We start from the raw sequence: 13,423 nt of genomic DNA, 5'->3' as shown, positions 1-13,423 counted from the left end.
TCGCAGAGTTCGTAACGATATATCTGAAGTGTCGACGTTTCGGAATACCGGTGATCACGTATCCGGCATGCCGCGATGCACAGGCGGTCACCACGGCGTTGTCTCGATATACCGGCCGCGCTCACCGGTGTTAACCGAATTCCGAACAAGATCGGCTGGCCGCCCGCCGGGCGCGCGGCTACGCTACGTTGAGGCTCGTGACGATCGGTGGAGGGTGTAATTCGGCGTGAGTTGGACATTCACACCGGACGAGTTCGCGCACATCTGGCGCGAGACCGACCTCGATCGCCATCCCTTCCCGCTTCGCATCCTCGAGTCACCCCGCACCGAGGACGAGGCGGCCACCTTGCGCAAGACCCTCGAGGTACGGCTGCCGCTCGGCGCGGACCCCGACCTGTCCGCATGTCTGCGCATCCTGGCCGCGCCGCACACCCGCGTGGTCGCGATCGGGGGCGCCCACAGCTCGGGAACAGAAATCCGGGCGGTGGCGGCGGCGATCTACGACCACGCCGTACTCGCGATCCAGGAACCGGGACGCACACCCGGATTCGGCGGGTCCATCCGCTTGTCGATCGGTCACACCGCCAAACTGGGCGCCCGGATCGCCGCCCTGCTGCCCGAGTGCCCGGCCGGAAGCGAACCCGCACGCTCGGCGCCGAGCGAAGCGGTGCGCGACGACGACTGCCCACGGCCGACCTCGCCGCCGGCGCCGCGGATACGCCGCCTGCTGCTGAAACCGCATACCGCCGAAGGACATATCCGCATCGAATCCGGATTGGACCGGGCCACACCACCCGCACCGCTGTACTACACCTGGATCGACGTCGCCGACGACGGGCGCTATCTCATCAAGGCGGGCGACGAAGTCCATATCGTGCCCGCGAGCCGGCAGCAGATCGGCACTCATCTGCAAAAACGCATTCCGCGATGACTGTGGCATGCACGGATTCGGGCAACTCGGGCTGACCGGACATCGCCGGAACCAGTAAGCTGGGTCGACCTGCAGCCTCACCGGGAAGCCGCCTCGGCCATCCCTCATCGGGCTGTGTGATTACAGCCCAATGGGGAGCCCTACGTGGTAATGCTCCGCTGCCGCCTCCGGGCGTTCCCCATTAGGCTGATCGGACCGACCGATCTCAGGGGTGCGCATGACGATCGAGACCAGCCAGGCCGATATCACCCGTTTCTTGCAGGCCGCGCGCGGGGGAACCGTCACCTTCGATCCGGCGGCCGCGCGTGGGTGCGCGGAGATCTATCAGCAGCAGGCCGACCGGCTTCGGGAACTACAGCAGCGCCTCGATTCGGTGTCGCAGCTCAGCGGCTTCGGAGGCTTCTTCTCCGCGCAGCAGCTGCAGGCCGGCTTCGGCCGCAAGGCGCGTGATGCGGCCGAACTGCTCGACCAGTACATCGCCGCCGCCTACCGCATGAAAGAGGCCTTTCTGACCAGCGCCGGGCTCTACGAGGAGGCCGATTCCGCGCATGCGGCCGCGCTGCGGGCGATCTCCTCCGGACTGTCGCGATGAGCGCCGAATTCCGTTACGGGCCGGCCGCTTCGCGCACCGACCCCCAATACGTCAGCGCCATGGAACATTTCGAGTCGATGACGCATGAGCAGATCCACGCCGGAACCGAGAAGATCGAGGCCGGTGAGATTCTGCAGGCCTCGCTGATCTGGCTGGAGGCGGCCGCCACGCTGACCGGATCCATGCCCGCCACCCGCTCTCAGGCCGAACGAATCATGGATCACGCCGGCTGGCAGGGCCCGGCCGCCGAGGCCGCCGCCGCGAGCGCACACAGCTTCGCCGCCTCCGTCGACGAGTTGGCCGCTGTCTTCGGTGAGGTCGGTGCTCGGCTCGGGGCGGTCGCCGGAGCCGCGGAAGCGGTCAAGATGGCGGTACCACCGCCGGGCGATTCCGGACCGGTGGGCGCCGTCGCCCGGGCGCTGGAGGCCGCGCATGTGATCGATGCGCGCATCGCCCAGGAGGTCATGCGTCAAGAGGCGATTCTGACGATGAACATGATCTACAAACCGGCCTACTCCGCCGCGGGCACCGCGGTCCCGGCCCTGCCCGAACCCCCGGCACAAGCCGACCCCGGCGGACCGCGCCCCAGCGCACCCGCACGCCCGGACGGCGACCGGCCGCAATCACACCGAAGCCCCACCGCCCCACCGTCTTCCGAGCCGGAGTCCTCGACACCGGATCAGGCACCGGACTCGGCCACTGCCCCCGGCACACCCACGCCGCCGTCGCCGTCTGCACCCATGCCGCAGTCGCCATCCGCACCCGCACCGCAATCGCCGTCTGCACCCGCACCCGAGAGCCCAGCTCCCGCACCTTCGCAGACGCAACCCCCGCCCGCGCCCGGCGACCCGGCACCGAGTCCCTCGGCGCCGCCCCCCGCCGCACCGACACACGATCCGGGCCCGGCGCCGACCCCGGCGCCCCCGACCTCCTCCGCTCCCACCTCGCCCGACCCGACGCAGGCACCGGCACCGTCCGGTCCGGACGGTTCGGTGCCGCCGGGTCCACCGACGCCCGATCCGAATGCCGCGCCGCCGGCCACCACCGCACCGGCTCCCCCGCCACCCTCCGACACCCCCGCACCGCACTCGCCCGACCCGTCGGCATCCACCCCACCACCCCAATCCCCCACGCCCACACCACCTCCGGCCCCGCAGCCACCTGACCCGTCGGCGCCCCCGCTCACCGACCAGGAAGGCCAGCCAGGTATCACCGGCCCCATCCCCAACACCGATACACCGACGACTCCCGACCAACCCGGGGTCTCGCCACCGGGCTGATCCGGGTAGAGCTGCTGATCAGCGCGGGATGGCGTGGCGGGGATGACCTGTGGCATTCGCGCCGACGGCGTAACGAACGATCTTGGCCTGGACTCGTTCCACGTCGCGAAAGGCCTGCGATCCTCGCCCCGCCAGTCCGAACTGTGGGACCGCGGCGCGAACTACACGCAGCCATTGCGGCGGGGCACTGGCCGAACGGGTGGCATCGCTCTCGATCGTCGCGGCCGACGTATGGAACCGGCCGCGACAATTTCGCGGCGGTGTGGGGGGTGACGTCCCTACAACTTCACCAGATCGTCGGCGTGAATGACGGGGCGCTGCATACCTTCCGGCAGTTCGGAGGTGGAGTGGCCGGCCATGGCTTGCAGTTCGGTGCTGTCGTATTCGACGACGCCGCGCGCTACGGTGCGGCCGTCGGGCGCGAGCAGGTCGACCACATCACCGCCGTAGAAGCGGCCCTTGACGCCGGTGATGCCGGCGGCGAGGAGTGACCGGCGCGAATGCGCAACCGCTCTGACGGCGCCGGCGTCGAGGTGGATGGCGCCGCGGCTGTCGGCGGCGTGGCGGACCCAGAACTTGCGGGCCGACAACCGGACCGGGCGCGCGGCGAAGGCCGTGCCCACCGAGGCGTCGCGCAGCGCCAGCGCCGCATCGGAGGCGGCGGCCAACAGGACGGGCACGCCGGCGTCGGCGGCGAGGCGGGCGGCCGAGAGCTTCGACGCCATACCGCCGGTGCCGAGTGCGCCGCCGCTACCGGCGATCACACCGTCGAGGTCGGCGCTGCTGCGCACCTCGGGAATGAATGTGGCGGCGCCCTTGCGGGGGTCGCCGTCGTAGAGTCCGTCCACATCCGACAGCAGCACCAGCGCATCCGCACCGACCAGATGCGCCACCAGCGCGGCCAGCCGGTCGTTGTCACCGAAGCGAATCTCCTCGGTGGCGATGGTGTCGTTCTCGTTGACCACCGCGACCGCGTGCAGGGCACGCAAACGGTCGAGCGTGCGCTGCGCGTTGCGGTGGTGTTCGCGCCGGGCGAAGTCACCCGCGGTGAGCAACACCTGCCCCACAACCCGGTCGAATCGGGCGAACGAGGTGCCCCAGGCGTGGGCCAGCGCCAGCTGGCCGACGCTCGCCGCGGCCTGCTTCGTCGCGAGATCCCTTGGGCGGGCGGCCAATCCGAGCGGGGCTATACCGGCGCCGATCGCACCGGAGGACACCACCACCACATCCGATCCCGCGCGCATACGGGCCTCGATCGCCTCGGCGAGCTTGTCCAGGCGCGCGTTGTCGAGTCCGCCCTCGAGGCTCGTCAGCGCCGACGAGCCGATCTTGACCACCACGCTGCGCGCGGTCCGGATCGACTGCCGAGTAGTTACCGCTCCCTTATCGGAATCCACCTGTGTCACAACAACACTCACTCACTTGACGCGCCACCACCGTGACGCACGACGACTACCGAACCGGCACGCCCGCACACACCGGCGAAACCGGCGTGGCGGGCGATCACGGTTGGTCCTCGTCCTCCGAGACCAGGCCGCGGCGCACCCGGGAGGCATGCTTGCGCTCGGCGGCGGAGATGCGGTCGGTCTGGTCCAGGCGGGGGTCGGTCCCGCGCCCGGTCATCACCATATCGACGCCGGCCGAGATCTGCGGCTCCCACTCGAAGCTCACATCGCCGATGGTGACCTCGGCGCCGGGCACCGCACCCTGGCGGACCAGCTCGTCCTCGACGCCGAGGCGCGCGAGCCGGTCGGCCAGGTAGCCGACGGCCTCGTCGTTGTCGAACTGCGTTTGGCGCACCCATCTTTCGGGGCGCTCACCGCGGACGATGAAGCCGCCCTCGACCTCCGGATCGGGTTCGACGGTGAAGCCGGTCTCCCCGGCCACCACCGGCCGGATCACCGGACGCTTCGGCGCCGCCTTCGGATGTGCCTCGCGATACTCGCGGACCATGTCGGCCAGCGCGAAGGTCAACGGCCGCAAACCTTCCCGGCTCACCGCGGAAATCGTGAACACCGGCCAGCCGCGCTCGATGAACTCGGACGTCACCATCTCGGCCAATTCGGCGGCGTCGGGGATATCGGCCTTGTTGAGGATGACCACGCGCGGCCGATCGGCCAGATCGCCCAGGCCGGCGTCGGCCTGCAGAGCGGGGCGGTAGGCCGCCAGTTCGGCCTCGAGCGCGTCGACGTCGGAGATCGGGTCGCGGCCGGGTTCCAGTGTGGCGCAATCGACTACGTGGGCCAGCACTGCGCATCGCTCGAGATGCCGCAGGAAGTCCAGCCCCAGGCCGCGTCCGTCGCTGGCGCCGGGGATCAGGCCCGGCACATCGGCGACGGTGAAGGTGGTGTCCCCGCTGGACACCACGCCGAGATTCGGCACCAGCGTGGTGAAGGGGTAATCGGCGATCTTGGGCTTGGCCGCCGAGAGCACCGAAACGAGCGAGGATTTTCCGGCCGAGGGGAACCCGACCAGGCCGACATCGGCCACGGATTTCAGTTCGAGAACGAGATCGCGCTCCTCGCCCTCCTCACCCAGCAGCGCGAAGCCGGGCGCCTTGCGGGCGCGCGACACCAGCGCCGCATTGCCGAGTCCCCCGCGGCCACCGCGCGCCGCCACGAACCGGGTGCCCGCGCCGATCAGATCGGCCACGACCTCCCCGTCGTCGCCGATGACGACCGTGCCGTCGGGCACCTTCAGCAGCAGCTCCGAACCCTGTTTGCCGTCGCGGTTACCGCCCTCGCCGGGTTTGCCGTTGCCGGCTTTGGCGTGCGGGTGGAAGTGGAAGTCCAGCAGCGTGTGCACGTTGGGGTCGACTTCGAGAATCACGTCCCCGCCGTTGCCGCCGTTGCCACCGTCGGGTCCGCCGAGCGGCTTGTACTTCTCCCGATGCACCGAGGCACAGCCGTGGCCGCCCTTACCGGCGCGGACGTGCAGTACCACACGATCGATGAATTTGGACATGCCAGCTGGACCTCTGTGTTTCGGTGGACGGTGGTGGTGAGCCTCCCGGAACGGCGAACGGGCCAGGGTTTATCTGCTAAACCCTGGCCCGCTTCGAAGAATGTGTGGAGAAGGCTCCGGCGCGGCTCAGGCCTGCACCGGCTCCGGTACCACGATGTTGACGGTCTTGCGGCCCCGCTTGGTGCCGAACTGGACCGCGCCCGCCTCGAGGGCGAACAGCGTGTCGTCGCCGCCGCGGCCGACGTTGACGCCGGGGTGGAAGTGGGTTCCGCGCTGGCGAACCAGGATCTCGCCGGCCTTGACGGCCTGGCCGCCGAAGCGCTTCACGCCGAGTCGCTTGGAGTTGGAATCGCGACCGTTGCGAGAGCTGGACGCACCCTTCTTATGTGCCATGGCTGAAAACTCCTCGATTCGAAACCGGGTGGTTCCGCTAGGTCGAAATTACTTGATGCCGGTGACCTTCAGGACCGTCAGCTTCTGACGGTGGCCCTGACGCTTGTGGTAGCCGGTCTTGTTCTTGAACTTGTGGATCCGGATCTTCGGGCCCTTGGTCTGCTCGACCACCTCGGCGGACACCGAAACCTTCGCCAGCTTGTCAGCATCGGTAGTCAGCTCGGCGCCGTCAACCACCAGCACCGGCGACAGCGATACGGCCGTGCCCGGTTCACCCTCGATCTTCTCGACCTTCACCAGGTCACCGACCGCGACCTTGTACTGCTTTCCGCCGGTCTTGACGATCGCGTACGTTGCCATCGGTCGGCTGCCCTCTTTCCTCAACTAGTGCTCGGCACTCTGCTCACACGGCCGTCTGCCGGTGGACACCGGAAACCGCCGTACGACTGGTCTGATAGTCACCGCCGCCTCGGTACTTCTTCCGCACCGGAGGGCTCGTTTTCGAGCCGGATCTCATGACAGCGCAGCGCTTTCTCAACACAACGCGGTGCTGTCACCGGGCAGCGACTGTCCAAGATTACAGGACTGCCACCCCACGCACCAAACCGGGTCGCCACCACTCCGAACGCGATCCGCGGCGGCGCCCCGCCCGCCGTGCGGGCGGGGCCTGTGCTGCGAGTTCTCCGGTTCGACGCCCCAGATCAGTTCGGCGATTCCGGCGCGCCCGCGGCGCGCCCGGCGGCCCGGCGACGGGTCCGCTGCCGCGGGGTCACCTCGGCCGGAGCCAGCTCGTCGAGCGAGAACTTCGGCGCGCTGTCCTGATCGGCGTCGGTCAGGACGAAGACCGCGCCCCGGCTGTCGGTCGACGGAGCCGACGCGGTGCGAGCCACCCGGCGGCGGCCACGACGGGCGCCTGCCTCCGGAGCCTGCTCGATCGGCTTCTTCTCGACCGGCGTCTTCTCGACCGGCTTCGTCTCCGCCGGAGCTGGAGTGGACGCGGGCTCGGACGGCGCCAACTGTGCTCCGATGCGGCCGGTCACCGCGGGCACCCGTTCGGCAGCGGGCTCCTGTGCGGGCCGCTCGGACTCCGCGACCGGCTCGGAGCCGTCCCGACCGGCGGCAACCACGGATTCGGCTGCTTCCGCGGGCACGGGTTCCGCACGGACGGCTTCGGCTTCAGCGGATTCGGTAACCTCCGCCGCTGCCGCCCTCGCACGTCCCCGGCGCGAATCCCGCGAGCGCTTGGCCTGTGGGCTCGGTTCCGCCTTCGCCTCGACCGGCGCGGCGGCCTCGGCCACCTCGTCGTCGGTGTGATGGCTGGCCATCGCGAGCGCGACCGGATGAGCGCGCTTGACGGCCGCCTCCTCCTCGGGATGCGAATCCGCGGTCTCGGGCGCGACGGTGCTCGCCTGCTTGGTGTCCTTGTCGCGATCCTTGTCCTTGCGGCGGCGACGGCCTTCGCGGCGGCCGGCCCCTTCCTCGGCGGGCGCGGTCTCGACCGGGTAGTCGTGCACGATGATGCCGCGGCCGTGGCAGTGCTCACAGGTGGTGGAGAACGCCTCGACCAGTCCGGTGCCCATCTTCTTGCGGGTCATCTGGACCAAGCCGAGCGAGGTGACCTCCGACACCTGATGACGGGTGCGGTCGCGCCCGAGCGCCTCGGTGAGGCGACGCAGCACCAGATCGCGGTTGGATTCCAGCACCATGTCGATGAAGTCGACGACGATCATGCCGCCGATATCGCGCAACCGCATCTGGCGCACGATCTCCTCGGCGGCCTCCAGATTGTTGCGGGTGACCGTCTCTTCCAGGTTGCTGCCGCCGGAACCGGTGAATTTGCCGGTATTGACGTCGACCACGGTCATCGCCTCGGTGCGGTCGATGACCAAGGTGCCACCGGAGGGCAGCCACACCTTGCGATCGAGCGCCTTCGCCAGCTGCTCGTCGATGCGCAGGCTTCCGAAGACGTCCACGCCGTTGTTCTCGTAGCGCTCGACCCGGGCCAGCATGTCCGGAGCGACGGTGCGGACGTAGTTCTCGACGGTCGTCCACGCCCGGTCACCCTCGATGACCAGCTTGGAGAAGTCCTCGTTGAACAGGTCACGGACCACCTTGACCAGCAGGTCCGGCTCTTCGTACAGGGTCTTCGGCGAGCCCGACCCGTTCTCGGCCTGCTTCTCGATGGTCTTCCAGGTGGCCTGCAGCCGCTCGACGTCGCGAGCCAGCTCGGTCTCGCTCACACCCTCGGACGCGGTGCGGATGATCACTCCCGCGTCCTGCGGGACGATGTCGCGCAGGATCTCCTTGAGCCGCTTGCGCTCGGTGTCGGGCAGTTTGCGGCTGATACCGGTCGAGGTCCCGCCCGGGACATAGACCAGGAAGCGACCGGCCAGGCTGATCTGCGTGGTCAGCCGGGCTCCCTTGTGCCCCACCGGATCCTTGCTGACCTGCACCAGGACGGTGTCGCCGGGTTTGAGAGCCTGCTCGATCTTGCGTTCCTTGCCGCCGAGCCCGGCGGCCTCCCAGTTCACCTCACCGGCGTAGAGCACGCCGTTGCGACCGCGGCCGATATCGACGAACGCCGCCTCCATGCTGGGCAGCACGTTCTGCACCTTGCCCAGGTAGACGTTGCCGACCATGGACGCCGTCCCGGTGTTGGTGACGAAATGCTCGACCAGGATGTTGTCCTCGAGCACCGCCACCTGGGTGGTCGCGCCGACATGCGAGTGTTCACCGGCCGGGAACGACTTCTCGCGGACCACCATGACCCGGTCGACCGCCTCGCGACGGGCCAGGAATTCCGATTCGGTGAGGATCGGCGGGCGGCGGCGACCGGCCTCGCGACCGTCGCGACGACGCTGCCGCTTGGCCTCCAGCCGGGTCGACCCGCTGATGCCCTGCACCTCGTCGACCGTGCGGCGCTTGTTGCGCGGTTCCCGCTCGTGCACGACGGTGTTCGGCGGATCGTCGTCGGCGGGCTCGGATTCGTTGTCCTCACCGGCCTTGCGGCGACGGCGACGGCGGCGACGGCGGGTGGAACCCTCCGGCGTCGAACCCGATTCGTCGTCGCTCTCCTCGCCGGTCTGCTCGGCGGCCGCTTCCTCGGCGGATTCGTCGGAGTCGGCGTGCGACTCGGCGTCCTCATCGTCGGATTCGTCGTCGGACTCGTGATCGGCGTGCTGTTCGCCCCGGCCCCGGCCGCGACCGCGACGGCCACGGCGGCGACGACGCGAGCGACCGCCGTCCTCCTGCTCGTCACGCGACTGCTCGTCGTCCCAGTCGCCGCCGGCTTCGGTCTCGGGCTCGGCTGCCGCGACGGACTCGGGCTCCGCCGGAGTTTCATCCGGCGCGGTGTCGGTGGCCTTTTCGCCGGCTTTCTCGGCGGCTTTCTCGGCGGCTTTCTCGGCGGCTTTTTCGGCGGCCTTGGCCTCGCGTTCGGCGCGCCGGCGGCGGCGCATCTCCTCGGCCGCCGCAGCATCCGGCGGCAGGAACAGCGGCGCGGCCGCGATACTCGCCGGCTCGAAGACGACCGGCTCCTCGGGCTGCGCGGCGTGCTGCTGGAACGGGCTGGTGAACAGCGAGGTGTGGGGCGCCGATTCGGGCTCGGCGGGGGTCGCCGGCGACTCGGATGTCACTGCGGAGTTCGCCGTGCCGGCGGTCTCGGCGACGCCCGCGGCCTGCACGGTATCGGCGACCTCGGTTTCGGCAACCGCGGTGGATGCGCCGGACTCGCTCGGCACGGGCTCGCCGGCCGTATCCGGCGCGGTGGCGGTCTGCGCGGTATCGGCCGCGGCGGTGGATGTGGTCGCCGGAGACGCACTCTCGGCGGGCGCCGGAGCAGGTGTCTCGGCCTGTTCGGTCGCGGGCTCGGCCACCGGTTGCTCGGTGCCGGCCTGTGGGGGAACGAGCGCGTCGCGCACGGATTCGGCGACGGTCCGGTCCAGGCTGGATTGGGCGCTGCGGGCTTCCGCACCCAGTTCGGTCAGGTGGGCAAGGATGCGCTTGCTGGTGGTTCCCAGAAGTTTCGCCAGCGCGTGCACCCGGATGCGTTCGGGCAACTGCGCTGCCTCCCCTACCCCGGCCACCTCGGTCGAGGTGGATTCACCATTGCTTTGCGATGTTCCTTGCGGCTCTTGATCGGCCACGAAATCTCCTCGGGCCCCCGGGCGCGTCCCACTCGTACGAGAGTGACGCGGCCGACGCGGGGGCGCTGTCCGTTCGCCTCACGCCTGTGGCGCAAGGTCTGATGGTCTCGCCCCGCGTGCCCGGTTATCACCTGTCGTACGTCGTTCGGGCTAACTGGTCACGCGGCGCCTGGCTGTTGGCTTGCACACCTGAGCTCGAGCGCTCATCCAGCGTGCCGCCGAACAGCGAGTCTTGTAACCGTCCGGGGCAGCGATGATCGGCGTCGAGCCGCGGTGCCATTCGGTTGCGTTCGCCACCTGCCCCGATAGGTAGGCGTCGATCACATCCGCTTCCAGTATCCCACACAGCGACCCACTGGTACGCCATCGGAGCGGGACCGACCCGTTTCCGTGGCCCGACCGGCGGCTCTTTCCTACACCTGAGTAGGTCTTTCCCGACCGACATCGATCACCGGCTGGAGTGTCGCCGCGACCCGCGAGCAAACCGGCTCACCCGGCCCGGAGCGAGTCCTCCGAGCGACCGTTCGCGGCCGGCTCGCCGTCGGGTGCAACGGCGAGCCCCAGAGGCCGCGAACCCTCCGGTACGAATCGGAGCCGAAAGACAGAGCTAGAACCAGAGTGCGATTTCGCGCTTCGCGGATTCGGGCGAGTCGGAGCCGTGCACGAGGTTGAACTGGGTTTCCAGGGCGTAGTCGCCACGGATGCTGCCGGGAACGGCCTTCTCGACCGGGTCGGTGCCGCCGGCGAGCTGGCGGAAGGCGGCGATGGCGCGCGGGCCTTCGAGGATGGCCGCGACGACCGGTCCGGAGGTGATGAATTCGATCAGCGAGCCGTAGAACGGCTTGTCGGCATGTTCGGCGTAGTGGGCGGCGGCAAGTTCTTCGGAAACCTGCTCGAGCTTGAGGGCCGCGATCTTCAGGCCTTTGCGTTCGATGCGGGTGATGATCTCACCAACCAGGCCTCGGGCCACGCCGTCCGGCTTGATGAGTACCAACGTCTGCTCAGTCACGGCGCCACTCTAACCGGCGTTGCAAAAGGATTCCGAACCGAGCCCTCAGGACGAGCCCGGCATCCGCTGGCTGGGCAGTAAACCCTGGTCCATGCGGCGTTTGACGTCGGAGCGCAGGACCAGAATGAACGCCCACACGGCCGCGAACACGACGCCGATGATGCCGATCGACAGATGGATGAATCCGCCGGCCAGCACCAGCACCTGCAGGCCGAGATTGAACGGCACGGCCCACGAGCGGCGCTGCATTCCGGAGCCTACGAACATCAATACGGCCAGGCCGACCAGGTAGGTTACCGACCACCAGCTCAGTCCGCCGCCGACGGCCCCGACCACCGGCAGTGCCAGCAGCACAGTGATGGCCTCGAGTACCAGCGCACCGGCCATCACACCGCGGAAACCCTTCCACGGGTCGGTCGCGGGCGCGGGTACACCCGGCTTCGGTGCGCCGGCCTCGCCGCGCACATCGTCCTCGCTACCCACGTTGCCTCCTCCGCGCCGCACCGCCGATGCCCTCGACACCAGCTTCCCACTGCACCCTGCATCCACGTTCCGCCGGGCCCGCGTGGTGACGCAAGCTGCCGCCTCCGGCCCACCGCTTCACGCTGTATCCGATGCCGCGTTCCGCCGGGCCTGCGTGGTGACGCAAGCTGCCGCCTCCGGCCCACCGCTTCACGCGGGGTCCTTCCCGAACAGCGAGCGCGCCGCACCCGCGGTGACCACCGAGCCGGTGACCACGATGCCCGCGCCGGATACCGGTTCGCCGGCGTCGCCCGCTTCCTCGGCGATGGCGATTGCGGTTTCCACCGCATCGGCGAGGCTGTTCGCGGTGACGACTCGCTCATCACCGAAACGCTGGACGGCCAGGTCGGCGAGTTCGTCGACGCCGAGCGCCCGCGGTGAACCGTTGGTGGTGACAACGATCTCGTCCAGCACCGGCTCCAGCGCGGCGAGAATGCCGGCCGCATCCTTGTCCGAGAGCACCGCGACCACGCCCACCAACTTACGGAAGTCGAATTCCTCGGTGAGGGTCGCGGCCAGCGCCCGCGCACCGGCGGGATTGTGCGCGGCGTCGATGAAGATGGTCGGCGCGCTGCGCATCCGTTCCATCCGGCCCGGACTGGCCGCCGCCGCGAATCCGGCGCGCACCGCGTCGATGTCGAGTTGTTTCTGCGCGCCGGCGCCGAAGAACGCCTCGACCGCGGCGAGCGCAAGCGCCGCGTTGTGCGCCTGGTGTTCGCCGTGCAGCGGCAGGAAGATCTCGTCGTAGACGCCACCGAGCCCCTGGATCTCCAGCACCTGACCACCGATCGCGACGCGGCGCGACAGCACCCGGAACTCGGACCCGGCGCGCGCCACCGCGGCGTCGGCCTCCACCGCGCGCCGCAGCAGCACCTCCATCGCCTCGGGATCCTGTTCGGCGATGATGGCGACGGTGTCGCGCGGAACCAGCAGATCCTGCGGCGACTTCTTGATGATCCCGGCCTTCTCACCGGCGATCGAGGCCAGATCCGGCCCCAGGTAGTCGGTGTGGTCCAGGCCGATCGGCGTGATCACCGCGACCTGCCCGTCGATGACGTTGGTCGCGTCCCAGGTGCCGCCCATCCCGGTCTCGACGACCGCGACATCGACCGGCGCCTCGGCGAACGCCGCGTATGCCATCGCGACGAGGACCTCGAATTTGCTCATCCGCGGTCCCGGTCCGTCACCGAGGGCGCCGTCGGTCGAACGCGCGTCGATCATCTCGACGTAGGGCAGCAACTCCCGATAGATCTCGACGTAGCGGGCCGGGCTGATCGGCGCGTTGTCGATGGCGATCCGTTCGGTCGCCAGTTGCAGATGCGGGCTGGTGAACCGCCCGGTGCGCCGGTGCAGCGCGGTGAGCAGCGCGTCGACCATCCGGGTGACCGAGGTCTTGCCGTTGGTGCCCGCGATGTGGATGGCGGGATAGCTCTGCTGCGGGGAGCCGAGCAGGTCCATCAGGGTCGCGATCCGCGTCAGCGACGGCTCGATCTTGGTTTCGCCCCAGCGCTGGTCGAGTTCGGCCTCGACCAGTGCCATTTCGGCGAGGTCCACCGGCGAGGGACCGGTGCGCAGCCGGTCCGCACC

The 13,423-nt window shown here is 69.3% G+C and carries 11 protein-coding genes; 3 read left to right on the top strand and 8 right to left on the bottom strand.

Annotation, left to right across the window (positions count from 1 at the left end; translation table 11 throughout):
* Positions 1-226 precede the first annotated feature (226 nt).
* The 3 genes from IG65_RS0100365 (at position 227) to IG65_RS0100355 (ending at position 2,803) form a co-directional block, all read left to right on the top strand.
* Positions 227-931 carry an ESX secretion-associated protein EspG gene (locus IG65_RS0100365; protein ID WP_030512752.1) on the top strand — a complete coding sequence of 235 codons (705 nt, stop codon included), beginning with the start codon at positions 227-229 and terminating at the stop codon, positions 929-931.
* Positions 932-1,148: 217 nt separating this feature from the next.
* Positions 1,149-1,523, top strand: coding sequence for a hypothetical protein (locus tag IG65_RS0100360; protein WP_030512751.1), 375 nt, complete (start codon positions 1,149-1,151; stop codon positions 1,521-1,523).
* On the top strand, positions 1,520-2,803 hold the full coding sequence (locus IG65_RS0100355) for a hypothetical protein (protein ID WP_051755059.1): 1,284 nt from the start codon (positions 1,520-1,522) through the stop codon (positions 2,801-2,803). The genes IG65_RS0100360 and IG65_RS0100355 overlap by 4 nt, the downstream gene beginning before the upstream one ends.
* Before the next feature lie 278 nt (positions 2,804-3,081).
* Here IG65_RS0100355 and proB read toward each other — a convergent pair whose 3' ends face one another.
* From proB to IG65_RS0100315, 8 genes are all read right to left on the bottom strand, one after another.
* Positions 3,082-4,200 carry a glutamate 5-kinase gene (proB, locus tag IG65_RS0100350; protein WP_030512749.1) on the bottom strand — a complete coding sequence of 373 codons (1,119 nt, stop codon included), beginning with the start codon at positions 4,198-4,200 and terminating at the stop codon, positions 3,082-3,084.
* Positions 4,201-4,306: 106 nt separating this feature from the next.
* Complete coding sequence (obgE, locus tag IG65_RS0100345; RefSeq protein WP_030512748.1) at positions 4,307-5,767, bottom strand: GTPase ObgE; 1,461 nt, start codon at positions 5,765-5,767, stop codon at positions 4,307-4,309.
* 126 nt (positions 5,768-5,893) lie between these two features.
* Complete coding sequence (gene rpmA, locus IG65_RS0100340; protein ID WP_030512747.1) at positions 5,894-6,160, bottom strand: 50S ribosomal protein L27; 267 nt, start codon at positions 6,158-6,160, stop codon at positions 5,894-5,896.
* A gap of 48 nt (positions 6,161-6,208) precedes the next feature.
* Entirely contained in the window at positions 6,209-6,520 is a 312-nt protein-coding gene (gene rplU / locus IG65_RS0100335; RefSeq protein ID WP_030512746.1) for a 50S ribosomal protein L21, read from the bottom strand.
* Positions 6,521-6,861: 341 nt separating this feature from the next.
* A complete protein-coding gene (locus tag IG65_RS0100330) occupies positions 6,862-10,305 on the bottom strand; it encodes a translation initiation factor IF-2 N-terminal domain-containing protein (protein WP_030512745.1) in 3,444 nt (1,147 codons plus the stop codon).
* A gap of 607 nt (positions 10,306-10,912) precedes the next feature.
* The gene (ndk, locus tag IG65_RS0100325; protein ID WP_030512744.1) at positions 10,913-11,314 is read right to left on the bottom strand and encodes a nucleoside-diphosphate kinase; all 402 of its coding nucleotides are present in this window, start codon (positions 11,312-11,314) and stop codon (positions 10,913-10,915) included.
* Between the two features lie 45 nt (positions 11,315-11,359).
* Positions 11,360-11,701, bottom strand: coding sequence for a DUF4233 domain-containing protein (locus tag IG65_RS0100320; RefSeq protein WP_081879212.1), 342 nt, complete (start codon positions 11,699-11,701; stop codon positions 11,360-11,362).
* Between the two features lie 285 nt (positions 11,702-11,986).
* Complete coding sequence (locus IG65_RS0100315; RefSeq protein WP_051755166.1) at positions 11,987-13,375, bottom strand: folylpolyglutamate synthase/dihydrofolate synthase family protein; 1,389 nt, start codon at positions 13,373-13,375, stop codon at positions 11,987-11,989.
* Between the last annotated feature and the right edge of the window lie 48 nt (positions 13,376-13,423).

It is taken from the genome of Nocardia sp. NRRL WC-3656 (genome assembly GCF_000720265.1).
GTDB classification, from domain to species: domain Bacteria; phylum Actinomycetota; class Actinomycetes; order Mycobacteriales; family Mycobacteriaceae; genus Nocardia; species Nocardia nova.
This window is presented reverse-complemented; position numbering and strand designations above follow the sequence as displayed.